Source organism: Castellaniella sp. (genome assembly GCF_049650445.1).
Classification (GTDB): Bacteria; Pseudomonadota; Gammaproteobacteria; order Burkholderiales; family Burkholderiaceae_B; genus Castellaniella.
The window spans coordinates 38128-60339 of sequence record NZ_JBASAD010000016.1; the positions used below are offsets into that span (position 1 = coordinate 38128).

Consider the following 22212-nt stretch of genomic DNA (forward strand, 5'->3'; position numbering starts at 1 on the left):
ACTGTCAGGCGGCGCTGCCCACCGGGGCGGTGGACGCGCGGGCCGCCTGACGGCGCGCACGCACGGCTGCGGCCAGACGGTCGAGCACAGCCACCGTCGTGTCCCAGTCCACGCAACCGTCGGTGATGCTCTGACCATACACCAGCGGCTTGCCCGGCACCAGATCCTGGCGACCACCTACCAGATGGCTTTCCACCATCACACCGAACAGACGCGTGTCGCCGGTTTCGAGCTGGGTGCAGACGTCCTCGATCACCAGGGGCTGGCGGGTGTAGTCCTTGCTGCTGTTGGCATGGCTGGCGTCCACCATGACGCGCGGGCGCATGCCGGATTTTTCCAGGGCCTCGGCCGCCGCCTGAACATGCTCGGCCTGGTAGTTGGGCGCCTTGCCGCCGCGCAGGATCACGTGACAGTCCTCGTTGCCGCGCGTGGAGACGATGGCGGAATGCCCGCCCTTGGTCACCGACAGGAAGTAGTGCGGCTGCGACGAGGCCTTGATCGCGTCCAGGGCGATGCGCGTGTTGCCGTCGGTCCCGTTCTTGAAGCCCACCGGGCAGGACAGCCCCGAGGCCAGTTCGCGGTGCACCTGACTTTCGGTGGTGCGTGCCCCGATGGCGCCCCAGGACACCAGATCGGCAATGTACTGCGGCGTGATCATGTCCAGGAATTCAGTACCGGCCGGCAGGCCCAGGGCGTTGATGTCGATCAGCAGTTCACGTGCTGTGCGCAGGCCCTGGTTGATGTTGAAGCTGCCGTCCAGGCTCGGATCGTTGATCAGCCCCTTCCAGCCCACCGTCGTGCGGGGCTTCTCGAAATACACGCGCATCACGACCACCAGATCGTCCGCCAGGCGCTCGCGCTGCGGCGCCAGACGGCGAGCGTACTCCATGGCCGCCTCGGTGTCGTGGATGGAGCACGGCCCGACGACGACGACCAGGCGATCATCGGTGCCGTACAGCACATTGTGGATGGCATGCCGGGCATCGTGAACCGTGCGGGAAATGTCCGCGGTGCAAGGAAATTCACGCATCACATGGGCGGGCGGGGCCAGCTCGCGGATTTCTCGGATGCGGGTATCGTCGGTATTGTGTGACACGGTCATGCTCCATTCATGGGCCGGTTGCGAGGGCGGCAACAAAAAAGCCGCCTGGCGGGGCCGGCGGCTTTTTCGGGAATGTGTGGTCTACCTTTCTGTACAGCGATTCCCTTCCTCCACCAGCGGTTTTGGAAACGTAAAAAAGTAGAAAAAATAAGGAATCGAGTGCATGGGTCAATCCTAGCACAACCCCCGCCTCTGACGCAAGAAAATTGCTCCCGAAATCCCGGGTTCATTTCCCCTCCCTACCCCCCTCCCAAGCGGTTTCCTCATGCGCCTTGAACATGCGGCCCGTCCTCGCGGCCTACGAAGTTCAATCATGACGCATGAATTGATTAGTATTCAAATCATTCTATAATTGATCATTCGATCGTAGATTATTTCACGCATATACATTCAGGAGACCCACCATGAAATCCGCACTGAAGACATCCGCGCTGAATCCCTGGCTGCTGGCCGCCGCCGTGACCTGCGCCCTGGGTCCGGCCGCCGCCCAGGCTGCCGATCTGACCGCCGTCCGTGCCAGCGGTGTGCTGCGGGTCGCCGTCGCCAACGAAATCCCCTACGGCTTCATGGACCTGAGCGGAGAGGCCAAGGGCGTCGGGCCGGATGTCGCCAAGCACATCGCCAAGGCCCTGGGCATCGCCAAGATCGAATGGACCACCACGGCGTTCGGTTCCCTGATCCCCGGTCTGCAGGCCGACCGCTACGACATGGTTGCCGCAGAAATGGCCATCCTGCCGCAGCGCTGCGAACAGGTGCTCTATTCCGAACCAAACAGCTCCTACGGCGAGGGTCTGCTGGTTGCCCAGGGCAACCCGAAGAATCTCCATGACTATGAAAGCTTCGCGAACTCGGACGGCAAGATCGCGGTGATGGCCGGCGCCGATCAACTGGAAATCCTCCAGGCCCTGAAGGTCCCCGCCAACCGTATCGTGACCATCGCCAACAACGCCGACGCGATCTCCACTGTGACCACCGGGCGCGCGGACGGCTACGCCGCCACCAGCCTGACCGTCAGCCAACTGGCCGAAAAGAGCAAGGGCAAGGCCGAAGCAGCCTCTGACTTCAAGGACCCGGTGGTCGACGGCCAGCCCGTACGCAGTTGGGGCGGTTTCGCCTTCTCCAAGGACTCGGAGAGCCTGCGCGACGCCGTAAATCAGGAACTGGCCAAATTCAAGAAGACCGATGACTGGAAGAAGATCATGAGCAGCTACGGTTTTTCGGCCGAAGACGCCACACAATCCTTCGAGCGCAGCACGGCGCAGCTCTGCACCAAGTAAGGCACCGGGCCCGGCATGGACTGGCTGTCCTACCTGAACCCCCTGATGCAGGGCGCCTGGGTCACGATCCGGCTGGCCCTGTATTCGACCCTGCTGGGAGGCGCGTTTTCCTTTCTGTTCGGCATTGGCCGCCTGTCGCGGTCCCTGCCCTGCCGCTGGGCCTCGATCGCCCTGATCGAGATCTTTCGGGGCACGTCACTGCTGGTGCAGTTGTTCTGGCTGTTCTTCGCCCTGCCGGTGCTGGGACAGATGCTGGGCGTGGACCTGCGTCTGCCGCCGGTCGTGGCGGGCACGCTGGCCCTGAGCCTGAACATCGGCGCCTACGGGGCCGAGGTCGTGCGCGGCGCGATCCAGGCCGTGCCGCGCAACCAGCACGAGGCGGCCAAGGCGCTGGACTTCACACCGCGCCAGACCCTGTGGCGCATCGCCATCCCGCAAGCCATCCCCGAAATGATGCCCAGCTTCTGCAATCTGACGGTACAGAACCTGAAGGACACGGCCCTGGTCTCGCTGATCGGTCTGGGCGACCTGGCCTTTCAGGCCGAGCGCATCCGCAATTTCACCCAGGACAGCATCGGGGTCTATACCCTGCTGTTGCTCATGTATTTCGGCATGGCGCTGGTACTGGCCGGTCTGATGCGTCTCCTGGAAACCCACGTCGGGCGCTGGCGCCCCAAGGGGGTCTGAATGCTGTTCGGCATCGAATGGAACACTGCCAACGACTGGGTCTTCGCCTGGTCGATCCTGCCCATCCTGCTGCGCGGTCTGGTGGTCACGATCAAGGCCACGCTGCTGGGCTTCGTCGTCGGCGCCGCGCTGGGTCTGGTGCTGGCGGGCCTGAAAAGCGTGCGCGTCCGGCTGATCTCATGGCCCGCACGCGTGTTCACGGAATTCCTGCGCGACACGCCCCTGCTGGTGCAGTTGTTCTTTCTGTACTACGTGCTGCCGGAATACGGTCTGGTACTGCCCGCCTTCCTGACCGGCGCGCTGGCGCTGGGCGTGCAGTACAGCGCGTATATGTCCGAGGTCTACCGCGCCGGCCTGGAATCGATCACCCGAGGCCAGACCGAGGCCGCGCGCGCGCTGGACATCTCGCCCCTGCGCACCTTCGCGGTCATCATCCTGCCCCAGGCGATCCCCCGCATCATCCCGGCCCTGGGCAACTACCTGGTGTCCATCATGAAGGATGTGCCGGTGCTGTCGGTCGTGTCCATCCTGGAAATGCTCAACGTCGCGCGCATCATCGGCGACCGCAGCTTCAATTACATGGTGCCGCTGACCCTGGTGGGCGCGCTCTACCTGATCCTGACCCTGGTCGCCTCGGCCGGCGTGCGGCTGCTGGACGAACGCCTGCCCAAGCGCGGCATCCCCTTGCGTTGAACCCCACATGAACGACACTTTCAACCCCTCTGACCCGGACGCCCCCATCATCGCCATGGACGGTGTCGTCAAACGCTTTGGCGACGCCACCGTGCTCGACCACCTGGACTTTCAGGTGGCCAAGGGCGAAAAAGTCACCATCATCGGCCCCTCGGGCTCGGGCAAGTCCACGGTGCTGCGCATCCTGATGACGCTGGAGACCATCGACGAGGGCCTGATCCACGTGGCCGGCAAGCCCCTGTGGCACGAATACCGCGATGGCCGTCCCGTCCCTGCCAGTGAGGCCCACCTGCGCGCCATGCGCAAAGAAATGGGCATGGTGTTTCAGCAGTTCAACTTGTTCCCCCACATGACGGTGCAGCGCAACGTCACCGAATCGCCCGTCCACGTGCTGGGCCTGTCCAAGACCGAGGCTGACCGGCGCGCCCTCGAATACCTGGACCTGGTGGGCATGACAGAGCACACCGACAAATTCCCCAGTCAGTTGTCCGGCGGCCAGCAGCAACGCGTTGCCATTGCCCGCGCGCTGGCGATGCGTCCGAACATCATGCTGTTCGACGAACCGACCTCGGCCCTGGACCCGGAACTGGTCGGTGAAGTGCTGACCGTGATCCGCCGCCTGTCCGAGGAGCACGACCTGACCATGCTGCTGGTCACCCACGAAATGGAATTCGCCCGCCAGATTTCCGACCGGGTGTGCTTCTTCGACAAGGGCGTGATCGTGGAACAGGCGCCGCCTGAGGTCATGTTCACCAAACCCCGGGAGGAACGCACCCGGGAATTCCTGAAGACCTTCATCGAAACCCGCCAGGCTTGACGGGCCCGGGCACGGGACGGTTCGCCATGAGCCGTCCCGCGCCGCCCGCCGGTCAACCTAGGCGGCGGCCCGCAAAGGCGTCAGCAGGTCGGTGGAACGCCGCGCCGCGATGTGCTCCGGCCGGGGCTTCATGCCGTGGAACGGCGCGACCAGGCTGTTCTCCACGCTGTTGTAGACCATGAAAACATTGCTGCGCGGCCAGGGCGACAGATTACCGCCCGATCCATGCAGCGTATTGCAGTCGAAGAACACCACCGAACCGGCGGGGGCGGTCACCGCCTCCATCCCACCCTGCTCCGCCAGCAGGCGCAGGCTGACCGGATCGGGCACCCCGACCTCCTGCCGGCGCAGCGAGGTACGGTAATTGTCTTCCGGCGTCTCGCCCACGCAGGCCACGAACTGCCGGTGCGAACCCGGAATCAGCATCAGCGGCCCATTGAAGGCGGTATTGTCCGTCAGCAGCACCGAGCAGCTCAACGCCCGCATCGCCGGCATGCCATCTTCCACATGCCAGGTTTCGAAGTCGGAATGCCAGTAGAACTCCTTGCCATCGAGCGCCGGCTTCATGTTCACCCGCGACTGATGGATGTAGACCTCGGAGCCCAGGATCTGGCGCGCCACGTCCAGCAGCCGGGGATCGCGCGGCAGGTCGGCCAGCCGCCGCCCCAGTTCGTGCACACGGAAGATCGAACGCAGCGCCTCGCCGCCCGGTTCGCGGATGACCTCCTCGCCTTCACGCACCGCCGGATCTTGCTCCAGCGCCTGGACCTCCTCGCGCAAGGCCTGGATCTGCCGGGCATCGAACACACCGGTCAGCACCAGAAAACCGTCGCGCTCGTAGGCCCGCAACTGCGCCTCGTCCAGCGCATCGGCGTAGCGGCCCGCGTCATACACCACGGGATCGCCGCGCGCGATCAAGGCCGCACCGCGCCCCATTCGTGATACGTAAAAATCCTTCATGACCTGCATCCCTCTTTTATGTTGCACGCCGGCCGGTGCCCGAACCCGGGCGCCGGCGCAGCCCTCAGGCGGCGGACGCTTCCGCCGCCGGGTAGACGCCGGAGGCGTCGTGGACCTCGCGGCCCGTCAGCGGCGGATTGAACACGCAGATCACCCGCAACGGCCGCACGCCGCCGCGCAGCCAATGCTCATCATGCTGGTCCAGGGCGTAGACCACCCCGGGGCCCAGGGCGTGTTTCCGGCCGTCGGCGATGGTCTCGATCTCGCCGTCACCCTCGATGCACCAGACGGCCTCCAGATGGTTCTGATAATGGATGTGCGTCTCGGTCCCGGGAAAGATCACGGTCTCGTGAAACGAGAATCCCATGCCGTCCGAGGACAGCAGCACCCGGCGGCTGGTCCAGTTGTCCGTGACGATTTCCTGGTCGGTTCCGATGACGTCCCTGACATTGCGTACGATCATTGCCCACCTCCCGCGACCTTCAACATCCTGGGCCGGCGTCCCTCGCCGGCCAGGATCTCGCCCACACTGCGTTCGATGATCTCCATCCCCTGCTGCAATTGCTCGCGCGCAATGGTCAGGGCCGGCAGCACTTTCAGCACCTCGTCATGCGCGCCCGAAGTCTCGATCACCACACCCTGCTCGAAAGCCCGACGCGCGATCCGGCCGGCCAGATCGTCGCCCACCGGCGTCACCAGGCCCTGGATCAATCCGCGGCCGCGCACGCCCAGGCCGGCGCCCCGGTGGCTGTGCGCCAGATTTTCCAGCCAGTCGCGCACCAGGCGCTCCTTGGCCGCGACTTCCTCGCTCAGCGCCCCGTCGGCCCAGTAGCTCTCCAGGGCCTGAGCCGCCGTGACGAAGGCCAGGTTGTTGCCCCGAAAGGTGCCGCTATGCGCGCCAGGTTCCCAGACATCGAGTTCGCGGCGCAGCAGCACCAGCGCCATGGGCAGCCCGAATCCCGACAGGGACTTCGACAGCGTGACGATGTCCGGCGAAATCCCCGCCGCCTCAAAACTGAAAAATGCCCCCGCGCCACCCCCGGAGGGCGCGCTTTTGCCCTGAGACGACCCGGCGGCAAGAGCACCACCCGTACGACCGCAACCGACCTGAATGTCGTCGACGATCAGCAGCATGTCATGGCGCCGGCACAGGCGCTCCAGTTCGCGCAGCCAGCGCTGCGAAGCCACGTTCACCCCGCCCTCGCCCTGGACGGTCTCGACGATCACTGCCGCCGGATGGTCCAGGCCGCTGCTGGGATCGTCCAGCATGCGCTCCAGGTAGGCCATGGTGTTCACGTCCGGACCGAAATAGCCGTCATACGGCATGAAACTGATGTTGCCCAGCGCCACGCCCGCAGCCTTGCGGAACTTCCGGTTGGCGGTGGCCGCCAGCGAACCGCCGGACACGCCATGGAAACCATGCGTGAAAGAAATGACATTCTGGCGGCCCTTGACCTGGCGCGCGATTTTCAGCGCTGCCTCGACCGCGTTGGTGCCCGTGGGGCCGGTGAACTGCAGCACATAATCCAGGCCGCGCGGCTCGAGCACCAGCCGGTCCAGCGTCTGCATGAAATATTTCTTGGCGCTGGTGGCCATGTCCAGGCCATGCGTCACACCATCGGACTCCAGGTAGGCCATCATGCGCTCGCGCAGGACCGGGTTGTTGTGCCCATAGTTCAGGGTGCCCGCGCCGCTGAAGAAATCGATGTAGCTGCGGCCGTCCTCGTCAATCAACTCCGAGCCGCGCGCCTTGCTGAAAATGACCGGAAACGACCGGACGTAGCCTCTGACTTCCGACTCCATCCGGTCAAAAATTTTCAAGTCCATGGGGTCCTCCTTTTCATCGTTCATGGATTCCGGTCCGACTCAGGAACCGGCGGGGTGAATGGGCCGATGCGCAGCAGCGGTTCGGCCTCGTGCGTGCCCGCGCCGAACAGCGCGGCATCGAACAGAGCCGTTTCATTCAAAGAGGCGTCCAGGCGGACGGCCAGCCTTCGAAACAGGCCGCGCGAAGCCCGGTTTCCAGGCCCTACGGTGGTCTCGACCCAATGCGCCGGACGGGGAGACCGGCGCGACAACAGGCCCAGGAGCATGTCCAGGCCCAACCCCCGGCCTCGTGCCCGGGGGTCCACCGCCACCTGCCAGACGAACAGCGTGTCGTCCCGGCCCGGTGGGCGGTAGCCCGACACCATGCCCAACAGGCCGTCGTCGTCTTCGGCCAGGATGCAGGTATCGGGGAAATGCTCCGTCAGGAGCAGATAGAGATAGGCGGAATTCAGGTCCAGCGGCGGGCAGCGCGCCACCAGGTCCTGCATGGCCGGCCCGTCCGCCCGGGCCGGCAGGCGCATCCACGCCCGGCCGTTTGAGGTCGACCCCGCTCCGGTCAAACCACCAGCCCGGATTCCGGCGCGACGCCGCCCACCGGGATGTCCAGCATGGGAGACTGGGGATCGGCCACCGCCGGCGCCAGCCCGGTACCGGATTCGATCAGGTCCACCACCCGTTCCAGCGACAGGGTGATGGTGGCCTGCTCCAATTCCGGCAGCGCCTGCAGTGCCTCGGCCAGCTTCTGCTGCAAAGGCGAAGGCGTGTCCCGCGCCAGATCGCGTCCGGCGTCGGTTGCGCTGACGAACACGATGCGGCGGTCCGCCCGACCGCGTTCACGCACGATCAGGCCCTTGTCCTCCAGCCGGTCAAGGATGCCGACGACCGTGCTGGCGCTGACGTGGACTTCGCGGCTGATGGCCGTGGCCGTCATCGGCCCCTTCTCGATCACGGTCCGCAGGCAGACCAACTGCGGGCCGGTGATGTGGCTACAGGCCGACAACTGCCGGGAATGCAGGGCCACGGCCCGGGTAATGCGGCGTACAGCCCGCAAAATCCGCAGGTCATAGGCCTGCTGCGCATCCGTCTGACTGTTCATGATGATGGAAAGTCCTCAAAAATTAATTTCTATTGAAATGATAAGACTATAAATCATAAACATCAAGGCGAAAAAAAACCGCCCCGGAACGGACCGGGGGCGGTTGCTTGCGGCGGGACGCAATGCCCGCCGATACCAATCAATGCCCGGAGTTCGGGTCGACCGGTTCGTCGCTGTGGAAGATCGTATGATCCGCCTTGCCCTTGACCGTCAGGAAGCCGGCCAGGCCTTTTTCCACCCGCGACAGGGCGTGGTCCACCAGCAGGTAACGGCCCGGATACTCGGTCTTGAATTCCACCATCGTGGCCCCGCCCGGGGGCACCAGCGTGGTCTGCACGTCGGTCAGTGGCTTGCTGGTCAGCGAAGCCTGGTCATAGACACGATCGAAGACCTCTCCAATGACGTGGAAGCTGGACGTCAGGTTCGGCCCGCCGACGCCGAAGAAGATCCGCACCGTGTCCCCCACCTGGGATTCCATGCTGTAGATCTTGGTCAGCGCATCCATCGAGCCATTGAACATCATGTGCTCGGGGTTTTCCGCCAGCAGCTTTTCCAGCGAAAATTCCTGCAGGCCGCTGCCACCGTGCGTCTCGGTGGTATAGAGCTCGCCTTGCATGACGTAGAACTCATGATCCACCTTGGACAGGCCGCCCTCCGGTTCGACCAGGATCATGCCGTACATGCCATTGGTGATGTGCTGGGCCACCATCGGCGTGGCGCAGTGATAGACGAACAGGCCCGGATGCAGCGCCTTGAAGGAAAAGGACTTGGTCTGGCCCGGCGGCACCTGGGTCACGGCGGCCCCGCCACCCGGCCCGGTCACGGCATGCAGGTCGATCGAGTGAATGTGCGTGCTGTCCTTGGGGTTGGTCACATTGATCGTGACGTCGTCGCCCACCCGCACCCGGATGAACGGCCCTGGCACCTTGTTGTTGAAGGTCCAGAACCGGTAAGTGCTGTTGTCGCCCAGGCGGGCCTCGAGTTCCGTGGTCAGCAGGTCCACCGTGACCTTCTGCGGCCCACGCTTGCCCACCGGCGTACCGACGATGGAGGGATCGTGCGCGATCTGCGGCGCCTCGACCTTGGCTTCCTTGGAAGGCTCGCCGACGATGATCTTGCCGAACATCCCCGCTGCCTTGTGGCCCGGCAACGTGCACAGGTACTCGAACGTCCCGTTCTTGTTCGCCCGGAACACGATGGCCGTGGCCGCGCTCTTGCCCGAGATGTGATCCGACTTCGCACCGAATTCCGGCACGGCGATGTCGTGGGTCGCGCCGTCGCCATTGATCAGGTTGATCTGCACCACCGCCCCTTCGGGCACCTTCAGGTCCGGATTGACCTGCTCGGCGATCGCGCCGCGATCGCCGATGAACACCAGCCGGCCGCCGGCAATCGAAGTGCGCAACGTAAAGATGACGTCCGGCTTGTAGGTCACTGCCCGGCTGCCGGCCGACGCACCGGCCTGATCCGCCGCCCATGCCGCGCTGCCCAGGCCGAGGCCGGCCGCACACAACAGCAGACCGCTCAAGAATCGCCCGAAAAATTTCATGATTGCCCCTGCATTTTTGACATCGAAATATTTTTCGCTTAAATAATGTAGGCTGATACTTTTCATGTCAACCCACGATGCGACATGCCTCTCGAAAAGGCGGTGAAATCTGTCCGAAAACCCGACAAATCGCAAGTTCCCCGACCAAATCCGAGTAAATAAATAGTCCAGACCCCAAATGTTCCGGCAAAGAACTTATAATCCCTCACGAGGTCAGGGGCCTTTCCCTGAAGTGCTTTTTTTTCCACAGGTTCTAAATTTTGCTGGCTGACCCTCCTTCCTCTGGGACGATCCGCAGGATCAACGCCCCCCGGCGCATTCCGGTGGCACCCGAGTCGACGCGATGTTCCACCTGCATGCTCAACGCCATCTGCCTGCCACTGGGCATGACGCGCCAGGATGTAGTCAAGATGGACGAGCTGGTCAAAGAACGTTTCCGCCTGCCCAAGGGCGGTACGCTGTATCGTCAGGGTGACGCTGCAGATGCCGTCTACGGCCTGCGCTCCGGATCGATCAAGACCCAGATCGAGGATGCCAACGGCCAGGTCCAGATCACCGGTTTTCTGTTGCCGGGCGAAGTCCTGGGCCTGGACGGGCTGATGAATGAACAGCAAGTCTCCCATGCCATCGCTCTGGAAGACACCGAGGTCTGCATCATCCGGCTGGACGAAATGGACCAGCTCGCACCTCAGATCCCTTCCTTGCAGCGCCAGTTGCGCCGCCTGATGAGCAAGGAAATCGGCCGCTCTCACCAGTTGCTGCTGACGCTGGGCAGCCTGCGCTCCGAACAGCGTCTGGCGGCCTTTCTGCTGAACCTGTCCCAGCGCCTTCAGGTGCTGGGATATTCGCCCTATGAATTCATCTTGCGCATGAGCCGCGAAGAGATCGGAAATTTCCTGGGCCTGACCCTGGAAACCGTCAGCCGGCTGTTCTCGCGCTTCGCCCGGGAGGGCTTGCTTCGGGTTCAGCAGCGCGAAGTCCAGATTCTGGACATGACCGGCCTGCAAGGCCTGTCGGGCACGGACTGCAGCTAGGCGACGGCCGGGAGGCAGCAAGCGGCCGAAGGCTGCACAGCGTGGGGCATGAGTTCGGGCACGTCATGGTCCCTGTGGACTATGACGTACCTAGCGAATCCGAGCGGCATGCAGGCCGCGAGGTGGGGCCTATTCCACCGGGTCGCCGAATTCGTCCAGTTCGACCCCACGCGGGGCGATGCGCAGCGTCAGCGCGCTGGACAGGGCCGCCATGATCCAGAAAATGAAAAAGCCCATGGTGTACACCGTGAGGCGGCCGGCCTGCAGATACCCCAGGAACATCACATCCAGAGGATCGACCAGCGCGAACACGACCGCGCTCGTAGCCCCCGCCATCAGGAAGGACGGCCACAGAATCCACATCAGATTGCGTGCGTGCAAAGCCTGTCTCCCGTAACGTGAGTGGTGGAATTCAACGCGGTGCCGCCGGAGCCGCGGGTGCAGCCACGACCAGACCCTGCCGGGCCCCGCCGTCGATGATAGCCTGATCGCCGTAAGACTGGAATGCCAGCACGATGGTGATCACGCAACCGACCACCGCCACGGCGGGGCCCAGGATCAGCAGCCAAGGCCAGCGATGCTGCCACCAGGGGCGGCCTTCAGACAACATGGAGGTGTCCCGAGTCTTCGATGTCATGTCGTTTTCCTCTTAGTTCGGTACGTAGAAGCTGGACTGCTCGATCACCGAGGCAGCTTCGCCAGAATCCCGCGTACCGGTCGTCTCGAATTGAATATCGTACAGCCCCGGCTTGAGTCCGTCAGCCGGCGCCCGCAGCACGATCGGCACCAGCCGGTTGGCCGAGCCGTCCACCCGCACCTGGGTCGCGCCCTGATCGGCGGTTTGCAGGGTCAGGCCGGGCACACCCGTGGCACGCAGATCCAGCTCGACCGGATCTTCGGCCGAATTGATGATCTGCAGCCGGTAGACGTTTTCGATCAGGCCGCCGGCAACCTCGCGCCCCAAGGCGCCCCGATCGCGGATCACGTCCACCCGCAAGGTCGTGCGCGTGGCCAGCGAGAACACGAATGCGATCGCGATGGCCCCCAGCAGAGCCGAATAGGCCAGCACGCGGGGACGCAGCATGCGGCGGCGCACCTGCGGCTGAGTCAATCGCTGGGTGATGGCATTGCCTGAGGTGTAGCGGATCAGGCCGCGCTCGTAGCCCATCTTGTCCATCACCGTGTCGCAGGCGTCCACGCAGGCCCCGCAGCCGATGCACATGTACTGCAGGCCGTCGCGGATGTCGATGCCGGTCGGACAGACCTGCACGCACAGGCTGCAGTCCACGCAATCGCCCATGCCGGCTTCCTTGTGGTCGATCTTGCGCGAGCGCCCGCCGCGCGGTTCGCCGCGCACGTGATCATAGGTCACGACGAAGGTGTCGTCATCCACCATCACGCTCTGGAAGCGCGCGTAGGGGCACATGTATTTGCAGACGGCCTCGCGCATGAACCCGGCGTTGCCCCAGGTGGCGAAGGCATAGAACAACATCCAGAACCACTGCCAGGGCCCCAGATTGAAGGCCATCAGGTGCGTGCCCAGCTCACGGATCGGCGCGAAATAGCCGATGAAGGTATAGCCCGTCCACAAGGCCAGGATCACCCACAGGAAGTGCTTGGTCGCCTTGAGGCGCAATTTGCGGGCATTCCAGGGCTGCTCGTCCAGGCGGATGCGGGCCAGGCGGTCGCCCTCGACCCGGGTCTCGATCCACATGAACAGTTCGGTATAGACCGTTTGCGGACACGCGTAGCCGCAGAACAGGCGCCCCGCCATGGCCGTGAACAGGAACAGGGCAAAGGCCGACAGCACCAGCAACACCGCCAGGTAGATCACGTCCTGGGGCCACAGCACCATGCCGAACAGATAGAACTTGCGTGCTCCCAGATCGAACAGCACGGCCTGACGGCCGTGCCATTCGATCCAGGGCAGGCCGTAGAAGATCAGTTGGGTCAGGAACACCATCAGCACACGGATGCGCGCGAAATGCCCCTGGACGGACCGAGGGTAGATCTTCGAGCGGACCTCGGCCAGCGCCTTCTCGACCTGGGGCGAGGTGCCTCCCCCTGAGCCCTTGCGTATCCTGCGCACGGGCTGCCAGGCCGGTGCGTCGCTCGACGGCTGCGCTGCGGCCTGCTGGGGGGGTTCCTTCTGCATGGTGTCCTCTGTTCGTCGATGACTGGTCTGTGTGACAGGCCCTTAGGATGGGAGTCGTCGGTCGGCCGGCCCTCGGTGGGGCCGGCCGGCTGGCTGGCTAGCGGTTGGATTGGCCCCAGACCCAGGCCGTCAGCAGACGGATCTGCTCGGGCGTCAGGTTCTGCTTCTGGGCCGGCATCTGATTGTCGCGGCCATTCAGGATGGTCTCGACGATCGTGGCCTCGGAACTGCCGTACAACCAGACATCGTCGGTCAGGTTGGGGGCACCCAGGGCCTGATTGCCCTTGCCGTCGATGCCGTGGCAGGCCACGCAGTAGGTGTCGAAGCCGCGCTTGCCAGCATTGACGCGCAGCGGATCGTGGGCCAGCCCGGACAGGGAGCGGACGTACTGGGCGATGGCGGAAGCCTCGTCGGGCTTGATCGCCGCGCTCCAGGGCGGCATCACGCCGTGGCGGCCTTCGGTGATGGTCTGCTGGATCTGTTCCGGCGAGCCGCCGTACAGCCAGTCGCTGTCGGTCAGGTTGGGAAAGCCGCGGCTGCCCTTGGCGTCCGAACCGTGACACTGGGCACAGTTGTTCAGGAACAGCCGCTGGCCGATGTCCCGGGCCTGATCGTCACGCGCAATGTCCGGAATCGGCATGTCACGGAAACGTTCATATACGGGCTGGATGCGCGCATTGAGGGCTTCCTGTTCCTGCAGCACCTGCTTGCCAGCCGTAAAGCCCAGCGTACCCTTCCAGGTGCCCAGTCCCGGATACAGCACCAGGTAGCCCAGCGCAAAGATGCACAGCAGCAGGTACATGACCGTCCACCAGCGCGGCACCGGATTGTTCAGTTCGGTCAGGTCGCCATCCCAAACGTGGCCGGTGTCCTCGACCTGCTGAACGTCGCGCTTGAGCCAGGCGCGCTGCGAAAACAGCAACCAAACACACCAGGCGATCCCGCCCAGCGCGATGACCGCGATGTAGTAGCTCCAGAAACTGCTGACGAAATCACTCATTTGATTCCCCGGTATTCTTGTCGTTCTGATATTCCTCGGGCAAGGCGAAAGGCAGCAGCGCCGCCTGCCGATTGGCCTCGGCGCGATGCGTCGACCAGGCCCACCACACGATGCCGGCGAACGTCGCCATCCCCAGCAGCGTCATGATCCCGTTGATGAGGCCTAGCATGTCAGTGCTCCCCGGCCATGACTTTCTGTGCGGCGGCACGCCCGCCCACGCCCAGACCCTGCAGATAGGCCACGATCGCGTCTTCCTCGGTCTTGCCCTTGAGCTGCTCGGGCGCGGCGGCGATTTCTTCGTCCGTGTAGGGCACGCCCAGGGTGCGCAGCACCTTCATGCGTTCCTGAACGTCGGCGCCTTCGACCGTGTTCTTTTGCAGCCAGGGATAGGCCGGCATATTGGATTCCTTGACCACGTCGCGCGGATTGCGCAGGTGGATGCGGTGCCATTCGTCGGAATAACGCTGACCGACGCGGGCCAGATCCGGCCCCGTGCGCTTGGAACCCCACAGGAAGGGGTGGTCGTAGACCGATTCCGCAGCGATCGAGTACGGGCCATAGCGCTGGACCTCGGACTGCAGCGTGCGGACCTGCTGGGAGTGGCAGCCCACGCAGCCTTCGCGGATGTAGACGTCGCGACCCATCAGCCGCAGCGCCTCGTAGGGCTTGACGCCCTCGACCGCCGTGGTGGTGGAATGCTGGAAGAACAGCGGGATGATCTGCACCAGGCCGGAGAACGACACCACCAGAATGCTGAAGATGATCAGCAGACCGACGTTGCGCTCCAGCATTTCATGGGTGAAGCGTTTTTTGGTACCAGACATGGTCAACTCCTTAGGCCGATGCCGGCACGGCGGATTGAGGGGCAGCGTGGGCATCCGGGCTATCCAGGGGCACCACCGGGTTGACCCGGGGCTGGCCACGCACCGTCAGCCAGGTGTTCCAGGCCATCAGACCCATGCCCGCCAGGAAGAGCAGGCCGCCGATCATGCGGATGGTGTAGAACGGATAGGTGGACTTCACGACCTCGACGAAGCTGTACGTCAGCGTGCCGTCCTCGCCCGTGGCACGCCACATCAGGCCCTGCATCACGCCCGCGATCCACATCGAAGCGATGTACAGCACCACGCCCAGCGTCGCCAGCCAGAAGTGCAGATTGATGTAGTCCGGGCGAGCCATGCTGTCACGGCCGTACAGACGCGGAATCAGGTAGTACAGCGAGCCGAAGGTGATCATCGCCACCCAGCCCAGGGCACCGGCGTGCACGTGGCCGACCGTCCAGTCGGTGTAGTGCGACAGCGCGTTGACCGTGCGGATGGACATCATCGAGCCTTCGAAGGTCGACATGCCGTAGAAGGACAGCGACACCACCAGGAACTTCAGGATCGGGTCGGTGCGCAGTTTGTGCCAGGCGCCCGAGAGCGTCATGATGCCGTTGATCATCCCGCCCCAGGACGGCGCCAGCAGGATCAGCGAAAACGCCATGCCCAGCGACTGGGTCCAGTCAGGCAGAGACGTGTACAGCAGATGGTGCGGACCGGCCCACATGTAGGTGAAGGCCAGCGCCCAGAAGTGCACGATCGACAGGCGATAGGAATAGATCGGGCGGCCGGCCTGCTTGGGCACGAAGTAGTACATCATGCCCAGGAAGCTGGTGGTCAGGAAGAAGCCCACGGCGTTATGGCCGTACCACCACTGCACCATGGCATCCTGCACCCCGGCATAGGCGGAATACGACTTCCACATCGACACCGGCAGTTCCAGGTTGTTGAAGATGTGCAGGATGGCGATGGTCAGGATGTAGGACCCGAAGAACCAGTTCGCCACGTAGATGTGCTTGACGCGGCGTTTCGCGATGGTGCCGAAGAACACGACGGCGTAGGCCACCCAGACCAGCGTGATCAGGATGTCGATCGGCCATTCGAGTTCGGCGTATTCCTTGGTCGAGGTATAGCCCAGCGGCAAGGTGATGACGGCCCCCACCAGCACGGCCTGCCAGCCCCAGAAGGTAAAGGCGGCGAGCTTGTCGGAGAACAGACGGACCTGACAGGTACGCTGCACCACGTAATAGGACGTGGCGAACAGGGCGCTGCCGCCGAAGGCGAAGATCACCCCGTTGGTGTGCAGCGGCCGCAGCCGACCGTAGCTGAGCCACGGCGTGTTGAAGTTCAACTCCGGCCAGATCAGTTGCGATGCGATCAGCACGCCGACCGCCATCCCGACCACGCCCCAGAAGATCGTGGCGATGGTGAACTGTCTGACGACGCCGTAGTTGAAGGTTTCGGCCGGTGTTCCGGCTGTACCGGTCGTGCCCATAAGCGTTCCCCTCAGAACAAGGTTAAGACATGAATTTTTGAAAAGCAGAATAATCTCTCACCCGCCCCGAAACATCCTTGATCCAAGTCAAGATGCATCGGGGTGAGCGTGATCGTCATCGTCCAGGATCGCGGCGGCCGCATCCCGGGTGTCGTCGAACTGGCCGGCGAAGATCGCCCACCAGAACGCCACGCCGATCCCCAGGACGAACAGCAGGGAAATCGGCAAAAGCAGAAACAGCGAGTCCATGGCCTCAGCCCGGAACGGTGCCGACCGGCCGGACGTCCGGCTGCCGGGCCGTGCCGGCCGCTGCGGGTCGAGTCAAACGCCAGGCATTGGCCGCAACAGCCAGGGACGACAGCAGCATGGTGATGGCGGCCACCCAGGGTTGCACCCAGCCGCAGGCCGCCAGGGGCGTCATCAGCAGATGCCAGGCCAGGGACCCGTGAAGATTCTGGCGTGCGATGCGCCGCATGGCGCAATCCAGCGCGGCGGGATCGCGCACCCCGTCCGCGCCCGCGCGCAGCCGTACCGTGTGGCGGGCCGCCAGGGCCGCCGGTACCGACATGGACAGAGCGCAGGGGCAGCTCATGACCAGCAGCGCAACCGTCACGGCGACGGCCTGGCCAGGCTGGACCTGCCACCAGTACAGGCCGACCAGGATGGCCAGCAGGATCTGGATGCAGACGAACCAGAAAGCCAGACGATCGGCCGAACGCAGCAATTCGGTATCCTGGCCCTCGTGGGGCTGGCCGCTGACGGCCTGGCGGGCACAGGCCTCCAGGAAGCGGGCCGTCAGCAGAAAGGCCACGAACATGGAGACCGAATCGAAATAGACCTCGCCCACGTCGCGCCAGGTGGCGATGACGCTGGGCACGAAGGCGGCGAGGATGCCCAGCGCCACCGGTACGTCCATGCCGATGCGCCGCCGCGACAGGGAGCGCCAGGCGCCTCGCCAGACCGGCCAGGCGCAGTACAGGACCAGAGGCACGCACAGGATCAGGCTGAGCCAGTTCATCAGCACGATGGCCTGATCCAGGGACTGCTGGGCGTCGGGTGCGCGCGCGCCATGACGCAGGTAGCCCGGGAAGGCCAGCATCATGACCTGCATCATCACCAGCCATGCCAACCCGGTGCGAGCCAGCATGTGGCGCCGCTCATGACGCATGGTGTCGGTCATGTTCGGCGGGGGAGTAAAAAGGGAAGGAGCGCGCATAGGGGGACTATAGCCAGCCTGCCACCCGCGAACCTTGACACAGATCAATAGCCGCCGCAAGACCCCGCCACCGGGCAGACTATAAAAAAACGGGAAGGCGCGAGCCTTCCCCAAAGCACACCGAGGGGAACGTCCTCCTCACTTGCCAGACTCGTGACAGTCCGCAGGATCAGTCCCACCTACCCCACGTCGCGGCTTGCAAGCCGCTCCGACTCGTCAGGCTGCCGACTGCCCTCAAGGGACTGCCGGCCGTCCCACCTCGTCCTCTCTCAAACTATCGTGATCAGGCCGCCTGCGTTTCCTTCGGCTGATCGAACTGGGCTTCCTCGGTCGAACCGGAAAGCGCCGTGGTGGACGACTGGCCGCCTTCGATGGTCTGGGTCACGGCGTCGAAATAGCCCACCCCGACCTCGCGCTGGTGCTTGACGGCGGTGAAGCCCTTGTCGGCGGCGGCGAATTCCTTCTGCTGCAATTCCACGAAAGCGCTCATCTGTGTACGGGCGTAGCCGTGGGCCAGTTCGAACATGCTGTAGTTCAGGGCATGGAAGCCGGCCAGCGTGATGAACTGGAACTTGTAGCCCATGGCGCCCAGTTCGCGCTGGAATTTCGCCACCGTGGCGTCGTCCAGGTTCTTCTTCCAGTTGAACGAAGGCGAGCAGTTGTAGGACAGCATCTTGCCCGGGAACTGGCGGTGGATGGCCTCGGCGAATTTGCGCGCATATTCCAGATTGGGGGTGGAGGTCTCGCACCAGATCAGATCGGCATAGGGAGCGTAGGCCAGACCACGGGAAATCGCCTGATCCAGGCCGGCGCGGGTGCGGTAGAAGCCTTCCACGGTGCGCTCGCCGGTCACGAAGGGCGCGTCGTTCTCGTCGATGTTGCTGGTCAGCAGATCGGCGGCCTCGGCGTCGGTGCGCGCCACCAGCAGGGTCGGCACGTTCAGCACATCGGCCGCCAGACGGGCCGACACCAGCTTGGCCACGGCTTCGCGGGTCGGCACCAGCACCTTGCCACCCATGTGGCCGCATTTCTTCACCGAAGCCAGTTGGTCTTCGAAGTGCACGCCGGCGGCGCCCGCCTCGATCATGGACTTCATCAGTTCAAAGGCGTTGAGCACACCGCCGAAGCCGGCTTCAGCGTCGGCCACGATCGGCGCGAAGTAATCGATATAGCCCTCGTCACCCGGGTTTTTGCCTTCCATCCACTGGATCTGGTCGCAACGCGTCAGGGAGTTGTTGATGCGCTTGACCACGCTGGGCACGGAATTGGCCGGGTACAGCGACTGGTCGGGGTACATTTCACCGGCGATATTGGCATCGCCCGCCACCTGCCAGCCCGACAGATAGATGGCCTTCAGGCCGGCCTTGACCTGCTGCATGGCCTGGTTGCCGGTCAGCGCGCCCAGCGCATTGACATAGTCTTCCGTATGCAGCAGATCCCACAGCCGTTCGGCGCCGCGGCGCGCCAGCGTGTGTTCCACCACCACAGAGCCGCGCAGCCGCACCACTTCGTCGGCGCCGTAGCCCCGCTTGATGCCTTGCCAGCGGGCGTCTTCGGCCCAGCTGCGTTGAAGATTGCGCACTTCGGTTTCGCGAGAGGTCATGGTGATGCTCCTGAGAGAGAAGAAAAATGGGGTATCGATGAGACACAGTCTACGCCGATGATGCACCGCACACATGACTTATATCTTATATAAGACACAAAATTTTCATCAATTAAATCAGATATATACAATCGACATTCCATGTTATGAAATTATATTTCTGACAATGAAAAGAGGAAACCTGCGCCGCAGCATTTTATTTCCACATCATGAAAATAAAATGCCATGATATGAAAATCCGCTCCCCGACCCATCGATTCCGGCCGGCCTGGCGCTCTCACAGAGACTACGGAAACCACGACATTCGAAGCGTCGGCGGCAGTAAAATGAAACGCTGCCCCCCTCGCGGAGCCTCGGGCATGCGCCCCCACCCACCGCACACCGGACCGCCCTTCGCGCCACGCCATGAATCCCGATTCTCTTTCCGCCAGCCCACTGGGGCGTTCCACGCCGGGTTCCACACACTACGACCCGACTCTGCTGTTCCCGATCACCCGCGCCGAAACGCGCGCCGGGCTGAACCTGCCCCAGGCGACCTGCGGTGCCGACATCTGGAATGCCTACGAACTGTCCTGGCTGAACGCCAAGGGCAAGCCGGTCGTGGCGATCGGCCGCTTCACCGTGCCCATGGACAGCGCCTGCCTGATCGAATCCAAGTCGCTCAAGCTCTATCTGAACAGCTATAACGAAGAACGCTTCGAATACGCGGACATCGTCCGCCAGCGTCTGCATATGGATCTGTCCCGGGCCTGCGACAAACCCGTGCATGTGGAAATCCTGTCAGTGCGGCCCGCTTTCGAGCTGAGCTGCACGCCACTGCGCGGCACGTCCATCGACGACCAGGATCTGGAGTTCGAGGCTGTCCAGGCCCCCTGCCCCGACAGCCTGACCCTGTCGGACCCCGCCCCCTTCGTGCGGGAGAACCTGGTGTCCGAACTGCTGAAATCCAATTGCCCGGTCACTGGACAACCGGACTGGGCCAGCCTGCAGATCCGCTACGCCGGCCCGCGCATCGACCACGCCGGGCTGCTGCGCTACATCGTGTCGCTGCGCCGCCACCAGGAATTCCACGAACTGTGCGTGGAAAAGATCTACGGGGAAATCATGGCGCGCTGCGCGCCGGAGGAACTGCTGGTCTACGCACGCTACACCCGGCGCGGCGGGCTGGACATCAACCCCTGGCGGGCGAATTTTCAGCCGACCGACATCGGGCAGACACGGACCTTGCGGCAGTAGGCGGCTACAGCACCACGACTTCGTCGCTGAACTGATCCTCGACTCTGGTGCCATTGCAGAGCACCGAGTAAATGCTGCAATCCAGCCTGGCGGCCTCTCTTTTCAGATAGGCCGTAAAATCGTCCGGCAGCATCGCATCGCCATCCGATATCATCAAGATATCCGCCTTGAGATAGTCCTTGGAATCACCGATGATTTCCAGCGACCGTCTGAGCGGCGTTTCAAAATCCGTGCCGCCGCCAAAGCCTTGCTGCAGAAACCCAAGCAAGCCCACCGCATTATTTTCAGCATCTGCGGAAAACTCACGAATCTGACCGGAGGCACCGAATAGCAGAACATGCAGTGACCGGTCCTCTTTCTTGAGCATGCTGAAGATCGCCAACAAGAGCGCTTTTGCTTTCCGCAGCGGTGCCCCCTGCATGCTGCCTGAGGTATCCAGACAGGCAACCACCGGGCCGGTCCGCTTGTTCTGCTGTTCCAGGATTTCTTCAGGAGAGCGCTGTGTGCCGCTCAGCTCATAGGAAATCAGGTTCTTTTCCAGTACGCGTGCGTAAAACAAGACTTCCAGTGTTTCGTCTTCCAGATTGAGCAATTCGCTGGGCAGCATCCGCATCAGATCATCGCTGCGATGCGTACCGTGGACTTCGCTACGACTGGCACGCGGCACACGGGATCGTTTCTTTTTTTCCTCTGAAATATGGTTGCGCCCCATCTTGTCCGCCAGACTGCGGATCGCGGCATTGTTGAGCATCAGCTTCGCCAAGGCCGAAAAATCATCCCCACACTCTTGCAAATCATGATAAGAGAATTTCGCTCCAGGACAGATTGCCAGAAAATCCACGACTTCTTCATATTTTTCGGCAACGTCGCTCAAGGTTTGATGGAAGGCACGCAGACGCTCCAGGACATTTTCGGGGATAGGTTCGTCAGAGATTTCCTGTAAATAATCCGCAGCGATTCGGCGTTCTTCCCGCAAACGATCATAAAACCCAGGATCCAGTGGCTGGTTCTCGAAGAATTCATTGTGTGCGTCCCAGTCAGGCTCCGCCAATTCGTCGGAGCCATCTTCCTGACCTTGGTTTTGCCAGTCCCATAGGCGCCATTTCGTCGCACCCAACCTCGTGGCTGCGGCAGCCTTTAACGAGGCCACCGTCGGCTCAATGGTTGTCAAATCAAATCGATCAATGATCTTCGAAATCGTACCCCTACCGTCGTGATCGGCATTCAGGGCATTAACACATTTTTCAGAAAACTGGTGACAATTTTTAATCACCAAACCGTAAAAACTGCGCTGCCCTATGCTCTGCTCAGCCACATCAGCCGGTACCTGATGACCCACCGCTCCATATTCGTCACATGAAACGTAAATTTTTCTGTTCATCAGCGCCTTAGAGGTAAAGCTTCTTGCACCGCATCGCTTTACTTCGCTCTCCGCAATACCTGTGACCTCTATGTTGGAAATTTCTCCATTTCCAACATAAATCCCAGAATGTTCTACAGCACCCAGCAGATCACAATAAAGCACACTGCCCGGCACCGGGACTACAGGATCACGAAATTTGCTATCAATAAAATATTTGATATTTTTTGTTAAAAACGAATTCCACAAAAGATGAATTAAGGGAACACCAAACATTCAAGATC

24 protein-coding genes are annotated in these 22212 nt (G+C 62.8%); 6 read left to right on the top strand and 18 right to left on the bottom strand.

From position 1 onward, the window contains the following. Nucleotides 1-4: 4 nt before the first annotated feature. Entirely contained in the window at nt 5-1096 is a 1092-nt protein-coding gene (gene aroG / locus WA983_RS04595) for a 3-deoxy-7-phosphoheptulonate synthase AroG (protein WP_424249521.1), read from the bottom strand. A gap of 410 nt (nt 1097-1506) precedes the next feature. On the opposite strand from aroG, the gene ehuB reads away from it, so the two are divergent. Genes ehuB through ehuA form a run of 4 tightly spaced genes read left to right on the top strand, consistent with a single transcriptional unit; the run spans nt 1507 to nt 4576 of the window. After that, nucleotides 1507-2379 (top strand): ectoine/hydroxyectoine ABC transporter substrate-binding protein EhuB, encoded by an 873-nt coding sequence (gene ehuB / locus WA983_RS04600; RefSeq protein WP_424249500.1) that lies wholly within the window; start codon nt 1507-1509, stop codon nt 2377-2379. A gap of 15 nt (nt 2380-2394) precedes the next feature. Continuing rightward, nucleotides 2395-3066, top strand: a complete 672-nt coding sequence (ehuC, locus tag WA983_RS04605; RefSeq protein ID WP_424249502.1) for an ectoine/hydroxyectoine ABC transporter permease subunit EhuC — start codon at nt 2395-2397, stop codon at nt 3064-3066. Continuing rightward, nucleotides 3067-3759, top strand: coding sequence for an ectoine/hydroxyectoine ABC transporter permease subunit EhuD (gene ehuD, locus WA983_RS04610; protein ID WP_424249504.1), 693 nt, complete (start codon nt 3067-3069; stop codon nt 3757-3759). A 7-nt stretch (nt 3760-3766) separates the two neighbouring features. Further along, nucleotides 3767-4576, top strand: coding sequence for an ectoine/hydroxyectoine ABC transporter ATP-binding protein EhuA (ehuA, locus tag WA983_RS04615; RefSeq protein ID WP_424249506.1), 810 nt, complete (start codon nt 3767-3769; stop codon nt 4574-4576). 57 nt (nt 4577-4633) lie between these two features. Here the strand turns inward: ehuA and thpD are convergent, their stop codons facing one another. The 6 genes from thpD to nirK form a co-directional block, all read right to left on the bottom strand. Continuing rightward, a complete protein-coding gene (thpD, locus tag WA983_RS04620) occupies nt 4634-5545 on the bottom strand; it encodes an ectoine hydroxylase (protein WP_424311670.1) in 912 nt (303 codons plus the stop codon). 55 nt (nt 5546-5600) lie between these two features. After that, nucleotides 5601-5999, bottom strand: a complete 399-nt coding sequence (locus tag WA983_RS04625) for an ectoine synthase (RefSeq protein ID WP_424249510.1) — start codon at nt 5997-5999, stop codon at nt 5601-5603. Beyond that, a complete protein-coding gene (locus WA983_RS04630; RefSeq protein WP_424311672.1) occupies nt 5996-7363 on the bottom strand; it encodes an aspartate aminotransferase family protein in 1368 nt (455 codons plus the stop codon). The genes WA983_RS04625 and WA983_RS04630 overlap by 4 nt, the downstream gene beginning before the upstream one ends. Before the next feature lie 20 nt (nt 7364-7383). Beyond that, complete coding sequence (gene ectA, locus WA983_RS04635; RefSeq protein ID WP_424311673.1) at nt 7384-7884, bottom strand: diaminobutyrate acetyltransferase; 501 nt, start codon at nt 7882-7884, stop codon at nt 7384-7386. Between the two features lie 35 nt (nt 7885-7919). Then, nucleotides 7920-8459 carry a MarR family winged helix-turn-helix transcriptional regulator gene (locus WA983_RS04640; RefSeq protein ID WP_424249515.1) on the bottom strand — a complete coding sequence of 180 codons (540 nt, stop codon included), beginning with the start codon at nt 8457-8459 and terminating at the stop codon, nt 7920-7922. Nucleotides 8460-8598: 139 nt separating this feature from the next. Continuing rightward, nucleotides 8599-10008: a copper-containing nitrite reductase gene (gene nirK / locus WA983_RS04645; protein WP_424311674.1), complete on the bottom strand. Its 1410-nt coding sequence runs from the start codon at nt 10006-10008 to the stop codon at nt 8599-8601. A gap of 356 nt (nt 10009-10364) precedes the next feature. Here nirK and WA983_RS04650 point away from each other — a divergent pair, with 356 nt between their 5' ends. Next, nucleotides 10365-11042, top strand: coding sequence for a helix-turn-helix domain-containing protein (locus tag WA983_RS04650; RefSeq protein ID WP_424247273.1), 678 nt, complete (start codon nt 10365-10367; stop codon nt 11040-11042). 129 nt (nt 11043-11171) lie between these two features. Here WA983_RS04650 and WA983_RS04655 read toward each other — a convergent pair whose 3' ends face one another. From WA983_RS04655 to aceA, 10 genes are all read right to left on the bottom strand, one after another. Further along, a complete protein-coding gene (locus WA983_RS04655) occupies nt 11172-11405 on the bottom strand; it encodes a hypothetical protein (protein ID WP_424247279.1) in 234 nt (77 codons plus the stop codon). Between the two features lie 49 nt (nt 11406-11454). Then, nucleotides 11455-11679, bottom strand: a complete 225-nt coding sequence (locus tag WA983_RS04660; RefSeq protein ID WP_424247275.1) for a FixH family protein — start codon at nt 11677-11679, stop codon at nt 11455-11457. A gap of 12 nt (nt 11680-11691) precedes the next feature. Then, nucleotides 11692-13197: a cytochrome c oxidase accessory protein CcoG gene (ccoG, locus tag WA983_RS04665; RefSeq protein ID WP_424247277.1), complete on the bottom strand. Its 1506-nt coding sequence runs from the start codon at nt 13195-13197 to the stop codon at nt 11692-11694. A gap of 97 nt (nt 13198-13294) precedes the next feature. Continuing rightward, the gene (ccoP, locus tag WA983_RS04670; RefSeq protein ID WP_424311676.1) at nt 13295-14197 is read right to left on the bottom strand and encodes a cytochrome-c oxidase, cbb3-type subunit III; all 903 of its coding nucleotides are present in this window, start codon (nt 14195-14197) and stop codon (nt 13295-13297) included. Further along, a complete protein-coding gene (locus tag WA983_RS04675) occupies nt 14190-14366 on the bottom strand; it encodes a cbb3-type cytochrome oxidase subunit 3 (protein WP_376813720.1) in 177 nt (58 codons plus the stop codon). The genes ccoP and WA983_RS04675 overlap by 8 nt, the downstream gene beginning before the upstream one ends. Before the next feature lies 1 nt (nt 14367). Then, nucleotides 14368-15021 carry a cytochrome-c oxidase, cbb3-type subunit II gene (gene ccoO / locus WA983_RS04680; RefSeq protein WP_424247405.1) on the bottom strand — a complete coding sequence of 218 codons (654 nt, stop codon included), beginning with the start codon at nt 15019-15021 and terminating at the stop codon, nt 14368-14370. Nucleotides 15022-15031: 10 nt separating this feature from the next. Next, nucleotides 15032-16513: a cytochrome-c oxidase, cbb3-type subunit I gene (gene ccoN / locus WA983_RS04685; protein ID WP_424247407.1), complete on the bottom strand. Its 1482-nt coding sequence runs from the start codon at nt 16511-16513 to the stop codon at nt 15032-15034. An 87-nt stretch (nt 16514-16600) separates the two neighbouring features. Continuing rightward, on the bottom strand, nt 16601-16762 hold the full coding sequence (ccoS, locus tag WA983_RS04690; RefSeq protein ID WP_424247409.1) for a cbb3-type cytochrome oxidase assembly protein CcoS: 162 nt from the start codon (nt 16760-16762) through the stop codon (nt 16601-16603). A gap of 4 nt (nt 16763-16766) precedes the next feature. Further along, a complete protein-coding gene (locus tag WA983_RS04695) occupies nt 16767-17729 on the bottom strand; it encodes a hypothetical protein (RefSeq protein WP_424247410.1) in 963 nt (320 codons plus the stop codon). A 283-nt stretch (nt 17730-18012) separates the two neighbouring features. Then, nucleotides 18013-19332, bottom strand: coding sequence for an isocitrate lyase (gene aceA / locus WA983_RS04700; RefSeq protein WP_424247412.1), 1320 nt, complete (start codon nt 19330-19332; stop codon nt 18013-18015). A 405-nt stretch (nt 19333-19737) separates the two neighbouring features. Between aceA and queF the strand changes: the two genes are divergently transcribed. Beyond that, on the top strand, nt 19738-20568 hold the full coding sequence (gene queF, locus WA983_RS04705; RefSeq protein ID WP_424247414.1) for an NADPH-dependent 7-cyano-7-deazaguanine reductase QueF: 831 nt from the start codon (nt 19738-19740) through the stop codon (nt 20566-20568). A gap of 4 nt (nt 20569-20572) precedes the next feature. On the opposite strand, the gene WA983_RS04710 is transcribed toward queF, so the two are convergent. Next, the gene (locus tag WA983_RS04710) at nt 20573-22204 is read right to left on the bottom strand and encodes a VWA domain-containing protein (protein WP_424247415.1); all 1632 of its coding nucleotides are present in this window, start codon (nt 22202-22204) and stop codon (nt 20573-20575) included. Nucleotides 22205-22212: the final 8 nt, after the last annotated feature.